The sequence below is a fragment of the Pseudobacteriovorax antillogorgiicola genome (genome assembly GCF_900177345.1).
Lineage (GTDB): Bacteria > Bdellovibrionota_B > Oligoflexia > Oligoflexales > Oligoflexaceae > Pseudobacteriovorax > Pseudobacteriovorax antillogorgiicola.
This window is the reverse complement of the sequence record NZ_FWZT01000002.1, coordinates 56,831-75,827: the sequence shown is the minus strand read 5'-3', so window position 1 is coordinate 75,827 and position 18,997 is coordinate 56,831. Positions and strand designations below refer to the sequence as shown.

Here is an 18,997-nt window from a genome sequence, read left to right as displayed (position 1 = left end):
TTTGACATGATTAGCTGATAGTACTGAAATTCCAAGACATCCTATCACCAAACTTCTGTCTTTCCTCCACTCTTTTTTCAATGACGGGCTTCATCTCGCCTAAGGTTTGCTGAACTGCCGCCACGGAGATTTGCTTCATTTCTGCTTTTTGAACTGCGCGATGCTGCATATTTAAAGGACACCAAGTCTTGGCGAGCGTTGGACCATGGAGTTGCAATGATGGGATTCGACACGAAACTGCCACATGAGATGGTCCATTAGAGTTTCCAATAAAGAGGTCACAGTTTGCCATAAACGCGGCCAACTCTCGAAAACTGGTTTTTGGCGCTAGTTGGGTTGCCTCTTGGCAAAGCCCCTGCACTTGTTCCACAAATTCCTTTTCACCTGGTCCCCATATCCAGATCACCTGAGCCTGCCAGTGGCGGACAAGCCAGTCTGCAAGTTCTGCCCAATGTGCAAAAGGCCACTGCCGTTCTTCTCGCCGGTGGGTTGGACTCAGAATGACCCTCATTGCCTGGAGCTTCGGAAATAGGTCACCCTTATTCTCTAAGTAAGGTCCTAAGTGAGCTTCACTCCAGGGCAAAATAAGAGATTCGTCTTGCGGTGAAAGCCCTAGATAGCGAAGGTAGGCGAACTTTTCTCGCACGATATAATCGGACTCAGGGTCTTGGGGGACCAACTCCGTGTACGCCACGCGCCGCCGTGAGGGAAAAGCCAAGCGCCGTTTTGCTCCGGACAAAAAGGCTAGCAAGGCACTCCTGGGATTATACATAAAATCAAGGACGAGATCGTAGCGTTTACCTCGCAAGGTTTGGATCAGCTGCCATTGCTCTCCCAGACTGTCTTTTTCGGAGTAACTAATGATGCGATTTATATAAGGGTTACCAGGCAAAATAAGCCCCCCCATCTTATGAACTAAAAAATCAATTTCAGCGTCAGGATAAGCTCGCTTTAGCTCCCGCGTGCAGGGGGTGGTAAGGATAATATCGCCTAATTGTCGCAGTTGAATAATGAGGATACGTTGCAAGGCTGAGTCCAGAATGATTGCTAAATGCTTGGCCCTATCATGGATAGGAAAAAACTACAATCAGGCTCTGCTAGATTCCTATGGAAGCCATCGCCACCTGGGCCAGCTGCTCAGCAGTTCGCGCGCCAACCACCATGCCTACAACTTCGTCGCTTACAGACCAGACGAGAATATTGAAGTATTCTGAGGTGTAGGTGCGATAGAGAAGGCCATCGTAGTTGCCAGGGGTTGAGCTAGGAAAGTCGTCCATCTCACCTTCAAACAGGTAGATGAACAAGTGTTCATCCTGTGCTTTGAATTGAGCAGCGATAATCTTTTGCACCTCGTAGTCGATCACCGTTCCGCCTTCTAGAAGCCACTCACTGCCTGGCGACTTGATCGATCGAACCCGAAATCCCAAATCAGGATAGCGCGAAAAGTAATCACGCAGTTCCTCAAGGCTGCTCGTTGGAAAGTCCAGGCGATCTTCCGGGTCTTCAATCATCACCACTGACTCATAGACCAAGCTATCTAAGGCTGAAAATGGTGGCTTGCGCTTAGGACCTAGGAAGTAATAACCTAGACCGACAACAAGGGCTACAAACGAGGCGATAAACGTGCCGCGCATGACTCCGCCCCAGACCTCTACCTTACCATATTCCTCGATATCACCAGCTTCATGGTTGGCTCGTTCAGCATCATCTTCGACGAGAACGTGCAGCTCATGGTTCAGATACTCGTCGACAAACAGCTTTTGCAAGCCGAGCTGCAATTGTCCTTTGGCGATCCCATAGTCTGCTTCCATGTGCTCCCACTGCCTCTGTTTCGCGATTCCCTCAAAGCGGCTGCGATCCTGAGGCGAGAGCTGGTCGTCTAGGAACTCTGGTAAGTAGGAGTAAAAAAATTCTTCGTCGCTAAGGTGGGCTGCCTGTGACATCTGTGAGTCCCCTATGAATCAAATCCGATCATCTGTTTGCGACCTTCGGCCAAATAGCGCCTTAGCTCAACGTCCTTTAATTCAAGTATCTGCGCTGTTTCTTCCGGGCTGAAGCCCAAAGCATCTACCAGAGTTAGCACGATACGGATATCGATGGTCAGGCTATGAAGGAAGTCTAGGACGAGTGAATCTGTTTCTTCAAACGTCTCATTCCAAGATTGAAAAATGTGCCAAGCCGCTTTCGCTAGTTCAAGGCGGATATCCTGACTGCTACTTGCCAGCAGGCGATCCAACTGCCCAATGAGACTTCGATAGGTCTCCATCACAAGCTTGGCAGCCCCAACCTCGCTGAGGGTCAAGGCATAGCCGAAACGATAAATAAGATCCGCTTCCTGGCACAGATTACCGACGAAGAAGGCGACTTGGCCTGGATCCTTCGTTGGACTCGTTTCAGCTTGCATCCGCTCCCCTTTGCACAGGATCTGTTTCAAATTATCTCATACAACCTATATACAACTATGGTAACAATGATTCTCATGCGGAAGCAAGAATCTGGGCTATTTTGTCGCACAAATTCCCATTCGGCCCTCGCCTCGACAAAGCAGTTTCTGCTAAGACATGAAGACCACATAAAGGTGATCGCTTTTTTGAAATAAGGACCAAACCATGACTAACTGGAACAACTGGCTGATCGTCGTCCCAGCTCGGCTGAAGTCGAGTCGCCTACCTGAAAAACCGTTGCAGGACCTAGGTGGCAAAGCGCTCATCGTTAGGGTATATCAGCGCCTTGCGCCCCTAGCCTCTCAGGGGGCAAAGATTGTCGTTGCCACAGACCATGACTCTGTGATGAGAGTTTGCCAAGCAGAAAGCATTCCCGCAGTCATGACGTCAGCAAGCCACGAAAGCGGTACCGATAGAGTCTTTGAAGTCGCAAAGGATCATTCAAGAGCCTTGGTGCTCAACGTTCAGGGTGACGAGCCTTTTGTTGACTTGAGTGATCTCGAACGCCTTGCTTCCGCGATGGAGCGCCAAGAGAGCCCTCAGATGGGCACCTTGATATACCGGAACCAGAACCTCGATGAATTTCATAACCCGAATATTGTAAAGGCGGTACGGAGCGACCAGCAGGTGGCACTTTATTTTTCGCGCTCGTCGATTCCCCACGATCGAGACGGCGGATTCGAAGGCTTCTGGCAGCACCAGGGAATCTATGCTTACAGCCAAGATACACTACGCCGATTTTGCGAGCTAGCTCCCCATCCATTAGAACAACAAGAGAAATTAGAACAACTACGAGCTTTAGGCCATGGGATTGCTATACTAGCTGTTGAAGCGAAACATGCTTCAATCGGCATCGATACTCCCGAAGACCTAGAGGAAGCCCGTGAACGTTTTTAGAAACTGTCTCCTGACTATCTTGACTCTACTTTTCTGTGCTTCAGAAGCCTTGGCCCTCCCCATCGGGTTTGGCCGCAACCAACGAGAGCTTGAGTATGACGAGCTAATCAGCCCCAATTTTGCCCTATACTTCGATCGAAGAACACCTCAAGAGGGACAGGCTGTGATGAACTCCTTGGAAACGGTTCGCCCCGTGATGGAGCGTTGGTTCGCCATTCGCCGAGAAAATATCTTGCCTGTGATCATGTCCGCAACCACTTCCAATGCTTCGTTTGCCAATTTCGTTACTGATGCCCTAGAACTACAGACCATGGGTCGCGGTGGTCGGGACTTAGCCTGGCACGAATTCACTCACAATATGATGTATCGGCACTTCGATAATATCTTTGGGCCCGTCGGCAACATTCTCCACTTGCCCTGGCTACCCGCCTGGTGGCTTGAAGGTCTTGCAGAAGCAACATCGAACTCCATTGGCTCGGATCAGATATTTTCCGTCGAGCGAACCGCAGCCCTGTCGGGGAGGTGGCCCAGCTATGCAAAGCTGCACAGCCTTTACAACGGCGACTTCAGCTATACGGGATACGCAATCTCTGGCGGTCTTGTCAGCTATATTTTAAGGACCTACAACGGCGATAAACTACCTCAGGTCTTAGGGGACTTTTTCGATTACACCATGCCCTGGTGGTGGCCCTGGACCTTCGTTCCCTTTAACGATTTTATGCCTTTCGATGGTGCTTTGGTAGATTTTACCGGAAAAACTGGTGAGCAACTGTATGAGGAATACAAACGGGCTGCTACTGCTCACTGGCGCAAGGCAAACCTTGGCAAAAGCCTTCGGGAAGGAATACGCGATGAGCAAGAGCGTCGTAAGAAAGGTCCCACGAAAGCCGGGAGTCAGTATCTTGTTTCATCCTCATCAGCCTTACAAGCAAGAGGAGACTCACTTTACAATGTCATATACTTTGACGATGACGATCGCATCTACGAAGTTGAGTTAAAATCCAAGGAAAACAGTGTCCGGTTTGATCGCGTCAAACACCGTTTAATGCCTGACGAAGCTTTAACGACCAGGATCACCTACGGACCCATCGATGTCTTTGTCCACCGTGAGACCGATAGTGAACGAGAGTCTATCAATACTATAAGTGTTGGTCGTGGGGAATCGGTTCGACCTCGCTTTAAACGGCAAGGCTACATCCGGCGCCTTTTCCTTAGCCAGAATAATGTCCTTTGGTTGGAAGCGAATCGCGAAGCCACCAGGCTTTGTCACATTCCACAGAGAGTTTTGTTTGGCAAAGCCAAAATTCAGTCGGACGATATCCGCTGTTCTTTCACAGTACGCTATCCAACGACAGTTTCGTTTATGGGGGAAAAGTTCAGCCAAGCAACTCCTCCTAAGCAGAGAGTCAGCGAGATCTGGCTTAGTGAAACCACGGAAACCATCTACGGAGATCGCTATCGAATTCTCAAATATGACCCTGAAACTCATCAGGCCAAGGCCATATCCCACCAGCTCCGAGGCAAACCTATATCGGCGGCATTTTACGGTAAAAAAACTCTCTTACTCCTGAGTGATCGAACAACTCAGTTTTTGAGAGAGATCACTCCAGGTGGCCGCTGCCTTCAGGAATACACCAACCCGAGTCACATGATTCACGCATTGGGGACCCCTTCACGACTTTATCTGGTCACTGTTGATCGCACCCAAAGATGGATCTATGGCACAGACTTAAGCCGATTCAAATCTCGCAGCTGCCAGATAGTGGATGAGCCGCGTTCACCGCTATTGTTTGCCATGCACTACCCTAAGGCTAGTTTTGATCAGGCACTGAAGGCCAATCACCCATGGCATACGTTTCCAACTAAATTCTATGGACCGATGGTGGCGCGGCTGAATAAAACCGACGCTCTCCACCAATACCCTAGCCGTGAGTTCCAGATACAAGAGGCTTCTTGGCGCGGACGACCTGTCTTTGCCTTCCCATGGATTGGAGCCGATGCCAAGGGCTATCAGTTCGGAATGGTGTCTGTGCCCCTCATGGACCACATGCAAAATGAAACACTCACCTTTACAGCTCTCTATGGCCTATATAGCAATTACCCGAACCTACAACTTGATTTGACAACAACTCGCTTCAAAACAACTCTCACAGCGAGCGTATTCCGTAGGCAAGCATGGAACGGCAGCGTAAGTTATACAGCTGAAAATGATGAAACCGTTAGCGAACTATTTTACTTTGATGAAAGGGGCGTCGAACTCACCGCCAGCCGCTACCTCTACGATCTCGGGCTCAGCCTTCAGTGGGGCATCACTGCCAAAGATCGACTGCCCTATATCGGCGATTCCGCAATATGGGATTTATTGGCCCACGGTTATGTGAACGAGATCTTCCTAACCTTCGGCCAAGCCTGGGCTTTGGGCAGCAATCGACTTAGCTATTCGGTGGCTAGCCGGGTCGCTCCAGAAGAAATCAACGATAACTTCAAGTATGACAAGCTTACCGTCGGCACTAGTTTCAATGTTCCTATTTCCCTATTTGGAATGTCGACCAACCAAAACTATGGTATCACCTATGGTCGCACCCGAGGGAAACGCCGCCCCTACCTCCGTGAAGTGTATCGGCCTTTACGAACTTTCGTCCCTGGCACGGGAGGTGGATTTAACGAGATCAATGTTGGTTTGCTTGGCCCAGGCTTTCTCACCTCGGCCACCTACGGTGACACCCAAGCCCGGTTTAAATGGGCGTGGTCGTTCCCGTTAATACGCCATTTAGAGACTCTTATTCATATTTTCTATCTAGAAAGACTCGACTTTACCGCCTTTTTCAACTACGGAAATGCCTGGGACCAACAGGAATCGCCAACAGTCGACGACTTTATCAAGGCTCATGGCTATAATCTCGACCTGCAGTCTGATATAAAAGGCGTGACTGTCAATGTCGGCGTTGGTGCAGGCCAAGTGTTTGAGCAAGATTGGGAGATGTACTTCTTGTTTGGCTTCGATGCCCTCATCAACCCGTAAAAAGAATTTGGAACGAAGATCATGGATAATACTTTCGGCTTGCTCTATCGCATCACAACCTTTGGCGAATCGCACGGCGGCGCAGTAGGCGTCGTGATCGATGGTTGTCCGGCAGGGCACCAGATTTCAATTGAGCGTGTACAACACTTTCTCAATCGCCGCCGCCCTGGGCAATCTCACCTCTCCACACCACGGGCCGAGCAGGACCAAGTGGAATGTCTATCTGGTTTGGTGAACAACATTTCGCTCGGAACTCCGATCACCCTCATTGTTCGTAATAAAGATGCCAAGCAAGATCACTACTCGGACCTTGCTCAGGTCTATCGCCCTTCCCACGCCGACTACACCACGGACGCCAAGTTTGGAGTCAAGGCCCCCAGTGGCGGAGGCCGTGCCAGCGCCCGAGAGACCATTGGCAGAGTCGCCGCTGCAGCCGTCGCTGAGCAAGTGCTAGAAACTTTAATTCCGGGATATCAAACAGTGGCCTTTGTTGAGTCCGTAAAAGACATCAAGGCCGACATCCAAAGCCCAGAATCCATTAGCCGTGAGCAGGTGGATCAAACTCCCTTGCGCTGTCCCGATGAATCAAGCCAACGCGCTATGGAAGCTTGCATTGTGGCAGCCAAGAAAAAGGGGGATAGTGTTGGTGGCACCATTTTCTGTGGCATCAAGAACTGCCTTCCTGGACTCGGCGCTCCGGTGTTCGATAAACTAGAGGCTGACTTGGCCAAAGCCATGATGAGCTTGCCAGCGAGCAAAGGCTTTGAAGTGGGCAGCGGTTTTTCAGCGACCCAACTATTTGGCTCCGAGCACAACGATGAATTTGAAAATCAAGGTGGTAAAATTCGCACTCGCAGCAACCGCTCAGGAGGCATCCAAGGCGGTATTAGCAACGGTGAGTTCATCTATCTTCGCGTTGCATTCAAGCCGGTCGCCACAATTTTCAAGGACCAAGCGTCCGTGGATCGTGAAGGTCAAGAGGTCGTCATGAAACCCAAGGCGGGCCGTCATGATCCTTGTGTTCTCCCTCGTGCTGTTCCTATGATCGAAGCGATGGCGACTCTTGTGATCATGGATCACTATCTTCGCCAGCTAGCATTCACCCATGGACGGGGTCCCCATAAAGTTTAACCACCTTCGAGGTCTTTGTGCCACAGTCAGTTGCCAAGAAGTTTGGAACCTTCAAAGGAGTTTACACGCCGAGCTTGCTCACCATTCTTGGCGTCATCATGTACCTGCGGATGGGCTGGGTGGTGGGGCATGCAGGCCTCCTGCAAAGTTTGATCATTGTCACCATCTCCTCTCTTATCACCTTCGTTACAGCCCTGTCCATCTCAGCAACAGCCACTAATATGAAGGTGGAAGGTGGTGGTGCGTACTACATGATATCCCGGTCTTTGGGGGTTGAGATCGGAGCTGCCGTTGGCATCCCCTTATTTCTAGCCCAAGCCTTAGGGATTTCCTTTTATGTGGTGGGATTTGCTGAGTCTGTTATATCTATTTTTCCCGATCTTTCTGTACCCATGGTCGCAGTTGCTTGCTTGATCGCCCTCACAGCGTTAGCCTACACCTCCGCTGACTTAGCTTTAAAAGTACAGTTTTTCGTCCTTGCAGCAATACTGTTATCGCTGGCCTCATTTTTTTGGGGAACCATGAATCCCCCTCCTCTGGAAGAGCAGGTCACTCAGCTTATTTCTCAGGAATCGTTCTGGACGGTGTTTGCTGTATTTTTTCCAGCTGTGACCGGCATCCTTTCCGGTGTAGCCATGTCTGGTGACCTGAAGGACCCAAGCCATTCCCTTCCCCTAGGCACAATCATGGCCGTACTCACCGGCTATGTGATCTATATGACGATCCCGATTTGCCTGTATTACGTTGTTCCAGAAAGCGTACTTAAAAGCGACTTGATGGTGATGGCTAAGATCTCGAAGGTTTCTCAGCTATTTTTTATTGGCATCTGGGGGGCGACCCTATCGTCTGCCTTAGGTGGCTTGCTCGGCGCTCCGAGAACCCTACAAGCCTTGGCTAAGGACTCCGTCGTCTTCAAGCAGCTATCTAAGACTTATGGTGTTGATGAAAACCCTCGTACTGCAACGTTAGTATCATTCATCATTGCACTACTGGGCATCCTCCTAGGCGACCTCAACGCCATTGCCCCTGTGCTATCCATGTTCTACCTCACGTCCTATGGACTTTTAAACTTTTCAGCAGGAATCGAAGGACTTATAGCTAGCCCCTCATGGCGACCTAAATTCAAGCCCCATTGGGCTTTGTCTATGCTCGGCGCTTTTCTGTGCAGTGCAACCATGTTTATGATCAACCCAGGTGCTACATTCCTCGCAGCAGCTTCAGTTTTTCTGGTCTATTACTACATGCAAACCCGGAACATGGTGGCCCGCTGGGAGGATATGCGACGTGGGATCCTTATGCTCTTAGCACGATATTCCATTTATAAGCTTGGTAAAACCAAGCCCAACGCCAAATCATGGCGACCTAACTTTCTTGTGTTGAGTGGTGCTCCGACAAACCGCTGGTATCTGATTGAATTCGCCCACCATATCACTAGTGGCAAAGGATTCCTGACCGTTGCCAGCGTCCTACAGAAAAACGAGTCAAACATCAAACGACGGCTCAGCTTTTCAGAATCGATCCAAGACTATTTAAAAAAGCGCCGGGTCTCGGCCTTGGTCGAAGTTTCCCTAGCTGATGATGTCAATGACGGGCTACACGCTCTCGTTCAAACCTACGGCATGGGCGCCCTCGCTCCCAACACGATCTTACTAGGGGAAACAGAGAAGGAAGAGAACTTCAGGAAATACGCAGAATTCATCCAATTTAGCTACTTCAACCAGAAGAACGTCGTCATGTTTCGAGAAGGGATAAACCCCATCAGGGAACGCCATCGAATGATTCATGTGTGGTGGGGACGTGAGCGACAAAATGCTGGCTTGATGCTGGCACTGGCCTATATGTTACAACTTAGCCCTGACTGGAAGGGTGCGGAGCTTTATCTCAATACCATCGTAAAATCTGAGGCCGAAAAAACTGCAGCCGAGAAAAGCTTGAAAAACATGCTTGCAAACGGCCGTCTGGATGTCAAACTTCGGATTATTGTTCAGGAGGATTGGAAAGAGAGCTTGTCCAGCACTATTACCAAAACCTCTCAAGATGCTGACCTCGTCTTCATTGGAATGCGTCCACCTGACGAGAAAGAGTCTTACGAAGATTACTGTAATTATTACCAAAGCATCTTGGTTCTCACCCAAGACCTACCTGCCACGGCCATCACGGTTGCAGCTCAAGATATTGATTTTGCTGGAATATTTGTATAGAGGTGGACGATGGAGGAAGTTTTTCAGTTTCAATGCCCATTTTGCGGGGAAATCAACGATTCGTTTTTTGACTTATCTCAGGGATCTAGCACTTACATTGAAGATTGTCAGATTTGCTGCCGACCGATTAATTTATACTTTTCGGTGCAGGAAGACGGCTCTTTTTCCGTCGATGCCCAAAGATGAGCAACTGATGGGGAGGCTCCATGATCCGGATCGCTCTGGTCACCGATGTTAGTCACGACTATGGTATTATCTGTGCTAAGGAGCTTGCCTATCGAGGCTACTCTGTTTACGTCGTATCAAACGCTCGTCGCGACACCCTTGTCCGCGGCATCCGTGCCCAGACCAAAAACCCTCATATTTATCAGATCGATGGTAGCTTAAAGAATATCGATCAGGCGAACACGATCGTCGAATTAGTAGATCTTAAGCTAGAAAAACTCGACTTACTGATCCACTCTAACGTTTTACCTTGCAAGGAATCCTTACTAGAGGAAAGCAACGAGTGTATTTTTGTGAACTACCACCTTGCACCTTTGCGATTGAACCTAGGTTTGCTACACCTCTTGCAAGAAGTCCCTCAAGCTAGAATTGTTCACCTTCATAGCAAAGAGCTTAACCGAGGCATGGTGGATATTGAAAACGCGCCCACCGGTCACGGATTGAGTGCTAGGCAGTGTTATCGAAATAGCCAGCTTTGGAGTTATCTGGCCATGCAAGCTCTGTCAGAGCAACTATCAGCAGGATCGGTAACCATTAATTCGGTCTATCCTGGCCCAATAGCAGACTATAATAGCGACTTCAAAACGAAGCTTTGGAACTGGCTATCGCCTCGCCCGTTCAGCCAGAGCTTGAATGTTGAGTTACCCCTTTGGATCGCTTCATCGCCTTTACTGTCTGGCGTTTCAGGCAGGATGTTCTTCCATCAAGATCCCGACCACCAAGCTTTCAGCTACCCGAATGAGCAGGCCCTCAAAAGGCTTGTCTGGCAAAGATCTCTGAGCTTAGTTTCCCACTCACCGATGGGATTGGTGCAGGGATTCTAGGCCTGGCTTCCATATGTCATTGGCTAAAGCTTGGCTAAGACTTTCCACCACGATGTCTTGCCCAAGAACAATCGATGCTAAGAGATAAAGATCTTGTTTTTCTGCCATAAGTCTACGCTGAGGTTCCTTTCCTGCAGTACCAAGACGATTTTCATGCCCCCCTAATATACTTGGTCTCTGAAAGGTGTGGAATACATCGATTAGGCCTTGACCGATTAAGCGATTTAAGAGACTTGGCCCACCCTCCACAAAGATGCTTTGCAGAGGCCGATCCTTTAAAGATTGATAGCAATCGTTAAGGCGTGCGACTAAATCAGCATCAATAGGCCCCTTCAGTTCGATACTATGAACCATATCCACATGACTCAACCAGGAACTCTTGTGTTCCGGGCCACAGTAGATGGTTGGCTCTCCAGCAAATGTTTTCCGAATCAGGTGTCTCTGAATTTCGGAATCAATCGATAAGATCCGACCCTTAGGGTCGATGATGATTTTTACAGGGGAGCGATTGATAGGACCTCGGCAGTCTCTGACGTTTAAACTGGGAATATCCGCAATTACAGTTCCACTTCCGACCATGATCGCGTCATACTTCTGCCTTAAAAAATGGGTGTACGCGCGTGATTCCTGACCACTGATCCACTGCGAGCCGCCTTGGTCATCAGCAAGGTGGCCATCGAACGTTTGCGCCCATTTACCTACCAACAAGGGGCGTCGATAGTGGCTACTGAATAGAAACGGTAGGTGCCAAGCCATAGCCTCCTTTGCCATAACCCCAACCTCGACTTTCACACCATGCTTTTCAAGATAGCGAATGCCGCGACCGTTAACCTTATGAAACGGATCGACCATAGCCATCACACAGCGCTTGATGCCTAGTTCCACCAAAAGCTGGGCACAGGGGGGTTGCTTGCCTGTGTGACAGCAAGGCTCTAATGTAACATATACGGTGCCGCCACGGGCTTCGCCTTCTTTAAGCCGAGATGCCGCCACACGCTCCCCATGACGACCACCAAACTCCTCCGTAGCTCCTTTCGCAAGCAGCTTTTGATCCTTCACAAACACGCAGCCCACGATCGGGTTGGGAGGCGCCTTACCAACAGCCTTCATTCCCTCTGCTAGCGCCATTGCCATCCAGTATAAGTCAGAGCCAGCGGTAAACCCTGACTGATAATCCATCGCAGTGCCGGGGACCCATCCCCCAAGACCGTATCCGTAGTGATCTAAAACCATGATGAAAACCCAAAAATTATCAGTAAAGTTCGTCACCTTGCTGCCGATAACAGCGTATCAACGACCACCAACTGACTTTATATGAAGTACATAAAAAAAGCTAAATTTGTCGGTATTCTTGCCATTATTCTAGTCGCTAGCACTGCCTCGGGGCGGGCTAGAGATTTTAAGCATATCACACCCACCCTAGCAATTCTGACATCATTTAGCCTCAGCACCTACAAAAGTGAGCTTGTCGCCAGCAATGACACTGGCACTGGCTTCAGTTACGGAATCGGTGGTTATGCAGGCGAGGACGGCACTCTTGGCTTCTTCCTGAAGATCGATTCTGCAAGTACGAGCTTTGCTCTTAACAGCAGCTCCAATGCCGTCACTTGGCAAGACACTTTGATTCGCTATCGGTGGTCTTACTTCTATCTTGGCCCCATCTTTTCGATGATGGATTACAAGGTCAATCAGGAAGGCACAGAGTTGCTCGACCTAAAATCATCTGGTATCGGGGGAAACCTTGGAATGATGGTTCCCCTTGGAAATACCGGCGCTATCTTTCTCGATCTTAGTTCTGTGACCATGTCTAGCACCGTAAATAAACTCGCAACCGAAGCCAATATTGGCTCCCGTACCGACTTTGACCTGGGTGCTTCCATTGATGTCACGCGCTCTTTGGTCGATTTCACCTTCGGCTATCGCCAACAGCAGTACACTGTGAGCACCGACTCCACGTACACTGAGACCTACTTAGCCACCTATCTAGGCCTGAACTTTTCCTTCAACTTCTGATATCATCCTATAATAACCTAGCTTTTTTACCTGTCGCCTGATGGCAAAGGTCTTAAATTAATTTCATAATACCTATGCCAACATCAGGACCGTGATTAACATCTGTTGAGAAGGACCGGAATCGATGATTACAACAAAACGCTTTTTGTCCCTTATGCTTACCTGGGTCTTTGTTTCCCTACCGGCCTATTCATACGAACTGCCAAGGGCAAAGGATATTTCAGGATCTCGTGATTTGGAATATCTGCAACGAATTTCAAATGGCGTCAGCGAACTGTCAGATCGAGCCGCAAAGGCCGTCGTTTTTATTTCAGTATCAAAAATCGTCAATCAAAGGCCATACGGAGCCATTGACCCCTTTGACTTCTTTTTTGGACCCCGCATGCCTTACCCGCAGCAGCGAAATCGAAAGCAACAATCGGGGCTTGGATCAGGCTTTATGGTCGATCTTGATAAGGGCTACATCATCACCAATAATCACGTGATTGAGGGTGCCGATGAAATCTCTCTTAAACTTTCAAATGGCGAAACCTATACTGGCAAAGTATTAGGCTCAGACAAGAATACAGATGTCGCTGTTGTTCAAATCAAAGACGAAGACTTCGATCGGAAAGGGCTAACCCAACTAACATTAGGTAACTCCGAAGACCTAAAAGTTGGTTCGCTTGTCCTAGCTCTAGGGGCTCCTTTTGGGCTTGAAACCAGTATTTCCTTCGGAGTTGTCTCGGCGACTGGTCGAGGAAATCTGAACATCACAAGCCTCGGAAACTTTATTCAAACCGATGCAGCCATCAATCCAGGCAATAGTGGTGGGCCGTTGATCGATATGAACGGTCAGGTCGTAGGCATGAATACTGCGATCTACTCTCGGTCTGGTGCTTCGGCTGGAATCGGCTTTGCTGTTCCTTCAAACCTTGTGGCGAAGATCGCGACACAGCTAATTACCGATGGTAAGGTAGCAAGGGGTTACTTGGGTGTACAACTATCCCAGGAAATCGATGATGACCTAGCGCAAGCTTTGGAACTACCTAAAGGTCAAAAAGGTGCGTTGATTGCCCGAGTGGAGCCTGGCACTCCGGCTGCAGACGCAGGTCTTAGGGATCAAGACGTCATTGTCAAAGTAAACAAAACTAGTATCCGATCCAGAGATGAGCTGACCAATACAGTTGGTTTGATGCCAGCGGGGACTAAGGTCAAGGTTCAATACTATCGCGATGGGAAGTTACGCTCCACTACAGTAACTCTGGGTGAGTTTCCAAGCAATCCTATGGCGAGTCGTCGGACACCATCGAAACAATCCGATGATACTTTCGTTGGCATGAACCTCGAAGTTCTCGATCTCAATCGGCACCGGAACTGGATCGACCAGTACGGTATCGAAAGCCGGTCCGGCATCATTATCACCGATGTGAGCCCTGACTCCAAAGCCGCTGCTGCAGGGCTTCAACCAGGAGATGTTCTGATCAAGGCCAATCGCCAACCACTTAAGAAACCGCAGGATTTCTTGAAAATTTATAAAAGTTCTAGCAAGATTTTGATTCAGCTGGAACGCCGTGGTGCATACCGCTTCGCCTCTCTCCGCAAATAGGTGTGAAGGGTTGGATGCCTGATTTGGCTTCCAATCCTAATATCTAAGCCTACCCCTCCGATAAGAGATGGAACCAGAAGCTCAAAAAAGATTGTTCCTTACATCCGGGATCTGACAATGATCCATCGCATCATTGCTATATTGATACTACTCAAGCCGATTGCTGCCTTGGGCGATCCTTATCAGTATCTAGTATTCAGTCCTGAAATCAAGTCTGGCTTTCCCTATCGCGTGACCTTTGCCCCACCTCCGCGCAGCTCTCAGAAAACTGAGAAAGCCTCAACGGAGATCGCTCTGAGTGCTATTCCCAGCCAAGAATTAACACTAACCCGCGGCGATCGCCTCCTAGTTGAAGTCCCCATATCGAATGCTACTGATCAGGTTCGCTGGGTCGTCAACGGTAAGGTTGTTTGCAGGCAAAGCAACTGTATCATACGAACAATCAATTGGAGCACAGGAACGCTACCACTCATTTTACAGGTCAGCAATCAACAAAGTTTTATCGAGTATCATACGAAGCTCAAAATTCTTCCAAGCTCCTTTAACGCTCCCAATAGCGATGTCCCTTTACCCCTGGAAACCAAAGTCCGCTCTCCAGACCGGCAGTCACAGGATGCAAGACTGGTAGGTTTCTCAGTGAAAGGAGTCGCGTACACTTCACAAGACATTCGCACAGTAGAAACGCGCCTTTCCCGACGATTCAATATTCCAAATGATCGATTGCTCCGTACTTCACCAGATGCCTATACAATTATCTACAGTCCTCGGCAATGGGAGCTACAGATGCTAGGTGCAAGCACTGTGAAAATTGGCTCTAGCGACCTCAATATCGATTCAGGGGTTTATCGTTTACGCGTTCCCCGAGGTCAGGTATCTCCAGTCTTCAATTTGAATGGGCTTAGCTTCCAAAGCTTTAGAGGAACTGATACGATCATTCATAATTTCAAAGATCGTACCCTGATTACAGTTCTGCAGGGCTACGGTGAAGTAAAGATCTCAGCAAACCATTTCACAACGATGAATGCATCTTTCCAAAACCTATTCAATCGGCAAAAATCTGAAGGCATACCTGCCGACCGCTTTATACTTCATGGAGGGCAAAGCATCAGTTTAGCAAACGGCAAGCTATCCATTGCCAGCATTCTTTCGCTTCGAACAATAAAAATTCTAAAACAAACAAACCCAGAATGGTTTGCAAATGATCAACCAAGCAAAGGCAAAAGTAGTCTAAGTGACAATGTCAGCTTTGAAGAGAATGTTGACATCCCAACCTTACTCAGGGGCAATGATCGGCTCAGATCTGAGGCATACTGGCGATTAGGAATCAATCAACGAGCTCAACTATATTGGCGACGATTGCTACGAGCCACTCCTCAGCAGCTCTATCCTCATCAACGATTGGTGGAAGCTCAGCTGAGCCGTGGAGATTGGACAAAAGCTACAGAAGCACTTGAGGAGTTCCAGGATCAGGGCCTTGAAAACGAAGTCATGAATTACTACCGAGCCGTGGCTCTGTTCTTCAGTAAACAAGGTTTTGCTGCAAAACAACAATTCAAAAGAACTCTCTGGACAGCCAAGAACCCGATTATCGTCAGTAGCTCAGAAGAGTTTTTAAGGTTTCTAGATAAGGATAAAAGCAGCCATTTTTCTGGTAAAGTACATTACCTCAACAATAATAACCCACTGCGTTTCAGCGATAGCCTAGACCTTCCTGAGGGATTGATCCACCGTGCTTCACAGGGTATAGAGCTTCACGGCGAGTTTAATTGGAATTTCACAGAGGACGAATTCTTTGCAGTTGCACTCGCTGGTAGTATAACAGCTGAGCAATGGCTTCAAGATGGACTAAGTGAGTTAGGATATCGCCATCTGATGCTGGGAGTCAATACAACTGTTGACCTGACAACCACAAGAATCCAAGTCACCCCGTATATCGCTCGTTCTGATATTGGTTCATATCCAGGCCTCGATCACTTTGGAATTCACCTCATAACCCAATTTCGCGACTGGAAGGGCCAAGCTAAGTTCATTTATGATCATAGCAAAAACCTAGACCCTGCTGCTAATGATGAAAGCTTTATCGACCCGATCACCAGGCTTTTTACAGAGTCTGAAGATCGAAGTCGCCAGCTACAAAAACTAAAAGGGCAATTCAGAGTGACTGATGCCCTTCTCTTGAGCGTGGGTGTCAATCTTATCGATTTCCGTGCAGACAGTAGTCAGGATGAAGATGGTCTTGGTTATGGAGTCGATCTCGACTATTTCGGGGCTATCAGCCTCAATTGGTCTTGGAGCGGGAAGCTTGGCTTTTATAGCGAGACCTTAGAAGCACGCTCAGACCAAACTATTTCCCTAGAAGGATCGCCCTACTATCGTTGGTCTCCTCTTTTACGACTTTCATCGCCTATCTACTGGCGTCAAGGAAACTCTAGCGAAGAAGCTCAAAGCTATTCTCAATTCGCGTTTGGTCTTGGTCTAGAAGCGAGTTTATAAACCCGAGGTTTGAATACGTAGCACAGAACAAGCAGCCTTTTCAGTGATCTTGTCCTGCTTTGAACCGAACATCGCCTCTAAGAAGGACTGCGAAGGAAGTGCCCCCATGATGAGGAGGTCATATTCAGCTGTTAAGGCTACAATATCGAATAGCTCATTCTGGCCCTGAATCACATGGCTTGATGAATCAGGGGCAAAAACGTTCGTTGCTTCTCTAAGAAATGAGTCTTCAGCCTTCACACGCTTCTGGGTAAATTCCTCGGGGACCCAGCGAACAAACACCAGCTCAGCATCGTTGGTTTCCGCTAGTTTTACGCAGGTTTTAATTATCAAAGGGTTGTGAGGTCCTTGGTCAACATAGACCATGATTTTACGAAAATATCGAATCCCGCGATCCTTAAAGGTGGCCACGTTACAGGCCAAATGCTCTTCAAGCCAACCCATCTGATTATGGATGGTGATATTACCCCGAGATCGTCCACCCCACTCCTTCACAAGCCAGTTGCAATGGAGTCGATTCGAAATCTCGTGAACTGTTTTGTAGATATCATGAGATACAACAGGTTCAAATTCCACCAAGAAATTCTTATCAATGGACATGGCCTGAAAGCGCCGCCTCAGCGACTTGATAAAGCTACCCTCAGTGCTGATATCATCGATCGACATCTGTTCGGGTATCTCTGTAAGATGAACCACTTCCACCTTGCCGCCTTCTGCAAGAGCAGCGCCTAGCTCCAATAAAACTTCCGGTGATCGTTCTTCACCAAAGAGCGAGACAACAACCGCAGCCTGGTCGAAGAAAAACAACTCATCTCGCTCGGGAACAATAGGATTGCGCTCTTCAATGAGATCTTGGCGGCGCCCCCTTATCCCAACAACACCCTTACGATTGGTTTGCTTGCGACCGTAGACGAGGTATACCGAACCGCCTACAAAAATCGCAGCACCGATCGAAATCCCAACAATGGGTCCCATAAGGAACAAGATTCCAGCACAGGTAATAATCCCGAAAATTTGCAACCAAGGGTAGAGAAAAGACTTGTAAGGGGGTGTATACCACTGAACCCGATTTTCCCGTAGAACTATAACAGTGATATTCTCGGCAATGTAGATACAGAGCATGAATGCGCTAGCAACTTTTACGACCTTGTCTACCGGGATCAACATAATTGCCAAACCGATTGAAAAACCTGAAAAGATGATGGCAAACGAAGGGGTCAAGAACCGAGGACTCAGATAGGCAAAGATACTCGGCATCAAATTTTCGCGGGCCATAGCAAACGGGAAGCGGGACGCGGCCATTACGCCTACATTCGCCATGGACGTCAGAGTGAGAACTCCTAAAATACCTGCGACCATCCCAGCGTACTCACCACCAAGCTGATGGGCTAGGGTATAAACTGGCTTAAGGTCTTTAGCAAAGGACTCTGCCTCGAAGTTTCCAACGAAGACAAAGCTCAAGCCGGTGTAGAGGGTCGTGATGATCGCAAGAGACAATAGAATCCCTCTTGGAAGGTTCTTCCCTGGGTCCTTCACTTCCTCGGCAATCGCTGCAACCTTATCAACACCAGCGAATGCAACGAAGACAAAGCCAGTCGCAGAAATCAGGCCATAAGCTCCCTTGGGGAACAACGGACTTAGATTAGATGGCTGGAAGGTAAAACTGCCACCAATAACTAGGGTGCCTAATGCTACCAGAACCAAAGTGACAATAGCCAAAACCGCCTTGCTCAGCTTACTGATACCGACGAGGTTTATACCTACGATAAAAATCAGCAGCCCCAAGGCAGCATACTGAACAGGAGCATCGGTAAATACAGAAAGGTAGGCTCCAAAGCCTACCAGAGAGAAGGTACTCTTGAGCAATAACGAAAGCCAGAGTCCAAGCCCCGCAATCGTACCCACTAAGGGGCCAAAGGTTCGCTCAAGATAGATGTAGGTTCCGCCAGAGGTTGGCATAGCTGTCGATAGCTCAGACTTCGAAACTGCTGCTGGAAGGATACAGATCCCAGCACATAAGTAAGCTAGCCAAACCGATGGCCCTGTAAGTTCAGAAGCAATTCCAGGTAGAACGAAGATTCCACTGCCGAGTGCTGCACCGAGACAGATAGCTACGACAGAAAGCAATCCGATTCTTCGCTCTAGTTGACTCAACCCGG

14 protein-coding genes are annotated in these 18,997 nt (G+C 48.6%); 9 read left to right on the top strand and 5 right to left on the bottom strand.

Annotated features, from left to right (window positions below; translation table 11 throughout):
- Nucleotides 1-10: 10 nt before the first annotated feature.
- The 3 genes from B9N89_RS02720 to B9N89_RS02710 form a co-directional block, all read right to left on the bottom strand.
- Complete coding sequence (locus B9N89_RS02720; protein WP_132315619.1) at nucleotides 11-1,027, bottom strand: glycosyltransferase family 9 protein; 1,017 nt, start codon at nucleotides 1,025-1,027, stop codon at nucleotides 11-13.
- Nucleotides 1,028-1,097: 70 nt separating this feature from the next.
- Nucleotides 1,098-1,943 carry a hypothetical protein gene (locus tag B9N89_RS02715; RefSeq protein WP_132315621.1) on the bottom strand — a complete coding sequence of 282 codons (846 nt, stop codon included), beginning with the start codon at nucleotides 1,941-1,943 and terminating at the stop codon, nucleotides 1,098-1,100.
- An 11-nt stretch (nucleotides 1,944-1,954) separates the two neighbouring features.
- Nucleotides 1,955-2,434: a sigma factor-like helix-turn-helix DNA-binding protein gene (locus B9N89_RS02710; RefSeq protein ID WP_132315623.1), complete on the bottom strand. Its 480-nt coding sequence runs from the start codon at nucleotides 2,432-2,434 to the stop codon at nucleotides 1,955-1,957.
- Nucleotides 2,435-2,609: 175 nt separating this feature from the next.
- Between B9N89_RS02710 and kdsB the strand changes: the two genes are divergently transcribed.
- From kdsB to B9N89_RS02680, 6 genes are read left to right on the top strand one after another with little or no spacing between them, the layout of a single operon-like run.
- Entirely contained in the window at nucleotides 2,610-3,341 is a 732-nt protein-coding gene (gene kdsB / locus B9N89_RS02705; protein WP_132315625.1) for a 3-deoxy-manno-octulosonate cytidylyltransferase, read from the top strand.
- Nucleotides 3,328-6,363: a hypothetical protein gene (locus tag B9N89_RS02700; protein WP_132315627.1), complete on the top strand. Its 3,036-nt coding sequence runs from the start codon at nucleotides 3,328-3,330 to the stop codon at nucleotides 6,361-6,363. Before kdsB ends, B9N89_RS02700 begins: the two co-directional genes overlap by 14 nt.
- 21 nt (nucleotides 6,364-6,384) lie before the next feature.
- Nucleotides 6,385-7,494 (top strand): chorismate synthase, encoded by a 1,110-nt coding sequence (gene aroC, locus B9N89_RS02695; protein ID WP_132315629.1) that lies wholly within the window; start codon nucleotides 6,385-6,387, stop codon nucleotides 7,492-7,494.
- A gap of 17 nt (nucleotides 7,495-7,511) precedes the next feature.
- On the top strand, nucleotides 7,512-9,695 hold the full coding sequence (locus B9N89_RS02690) for an amino acid permease (RefSeq protein WP_132315631.1): 2,184 nt from the start codon (nucleotides 7,512-7,514) through the stop codon (nucleotides 9,693-9,695).
- Nucleotides 9,696-9,704: 9 nt separating this feature from the next.
- The gene (locus B9N89_RS32365) at nucleotides 9,705-9,881 is read left to right on the top strand and encodes a CPXCG motif-containing cysteine-rich protein (protein WP_132315633.1); all 177 of its coding nucleotides are present in this window, start codon (nucleotides 9,705-9,707) and stop codon (nucleotides 9,879-9,881) included.
- A gap of 20 nt (nucleotides 9,882-9,901) precedes the next feature.
- Entirely contained in the window at nucleotides 9,902-10,744 is an 843-nt protein-coding gene (locus B9N89_RS02680) for a Rossmann-fold NAD(P)-binding domain-containing protein (protein ID WP_132315635.1), read from the top strand.
- Here the strand turns inward: B9N89_RS02680 and ribD are convergent.
- Nucleotides 10,715-12,013 carry a bifunctional diaminohydroxyphosphoribosylaminopyrimidine deaminase/5-amino-6-(5-phosphoribosylamino)uracil reductase RibD gene (ribD, locus tag B9N89_RS02675; RefSeq protein WP_132315637.1) on the bottom strand — a complete coding sequence of 433 codons (1,299 nt, stop codon included), beginning with the start codon at nucleotides 12,011-12,013 and terminating at the stop codon, nucleotides 10,715-10,717. The genes B9N89_RS02680 and ribD overlap by 30 nt on opposite strands.
- Nucleotides 12,014-12,058: 45 nt before the next feature.
- Between ribD and B9N89_RS02670 the strand changes: the two genes are divergently transcribed.
- The 3 genes from B9N89_RS02670 (at nucleotide 12,059) to B9N89_RS02660 (ending at nucleotide 16,838) form a co-directional block, all read left to right on the top strand.
- Nucleotides 12,059-12,757, top strand: coding sequence for a hypothetical protein (locus B9N89_RS02670; RefSeq protein WP_132315639.1), 699 nt, complete (start codon nucleotides 12,059-12,061; stop codon nucleotides 12,755-12,757).
- 124 nt (nucleotides 12,758-12,881) lie between these two features.
- Complete coding sequence (locus B9N89_RS02665) at nucleotides 12,882-14,345, top strand: Do family serine endopeptidase (RefSeq protein WP_132315641.1); 1,464 nt, start codon at nucleotides 12,882-12,884, stop codon at nucleotides 14,343-14,345.
- A gap of 117 nt (nucleotides 14,346-14,462) precedes the next feature.
- Nucleotides 14,463-16,838, top strand: coding sequence for a tetratricopeptide repeat protein (locus tag B9N89_RS02660; protein ID WP_132315643.1), 2,376 nt, complete (start codon nucleotides 14,463-14,465; stop codon nucleotides 16,836-16,838).
- Here B9N89_RS02660 and B9N89_RS02655 read toward each other — a convergent pair.
- Entirely contained in the window at nucleotides 16,833-18,992 is a 2,160-nt protein-coding gene (locus B9N89_RS02655; protein WP_132315645.1) for an amino acid permease, read from the bottom strand. The two genes, B9N89_RS02660 and B9N89_RS02655, sit on opposite strands and share 6 nt — an antisense overlap.
- Nucleotides 18,993-18,997 lie beyond the last annotated feature (5 nt).

Bases quoted from the DNA above. Each gene is read 5' to 3' on its own strand.
- B9N89_RS02715 (WP_132315621.1), bottom strand. From the start codon at position 1,943: ATGTCACAGGCAGCCCACCTTAGCGACGAAGAATTTTTTTACTCCTAC.
- kdsB (WP_132315625.1), top strand. From the start codon at position 2,610: ATGACTAACTGGAACAACTGGCTGATCGTCGTCCCAGCTCGGCTGAAG.
- aroC (WP_132315629.1), top strand. From the start codon at position 6,385: ATGGATAATACTTTCGGCTTGCTCTATCGCATCACAACCTTTGGCGAA.
- B9N89_RS32365 (WP_132315633.1), top strand. From the start codon at position 9,705: ATGGAGGAAGTTTTTCAGTTTCAATGCCCATTTTGCGGGGAAATCAAC.
- B9N89_RS02680 (WP_132315635.1), top strand. From the start codon at position 9,902: ATGATCCGGATCGCTCTGGTCACCGATGTTAGTCACGACTATGGTATT.
- B9N89_RS02670 (WP_132315639.1), top strand. From the start codon at position 12,059: ATGAAGTACATAAAAAAAGCTAAATTTGTCGGTATTCTTGCCATTATT.
- B9N89_RS02665 (WP_132315641.1), top strand. From the start codon at position 12,882: ATGATTACAACAAAACGCTTTTTGTCCCTTATGCTTACCTGGGTCTTT.
- B9N89_RS02660 (WP_132315643.1), top strand. From the start codon at position 14,463: ATGATCCATCGCATCATTGCTATATTGATACTACTCAAGCCGATTGCT.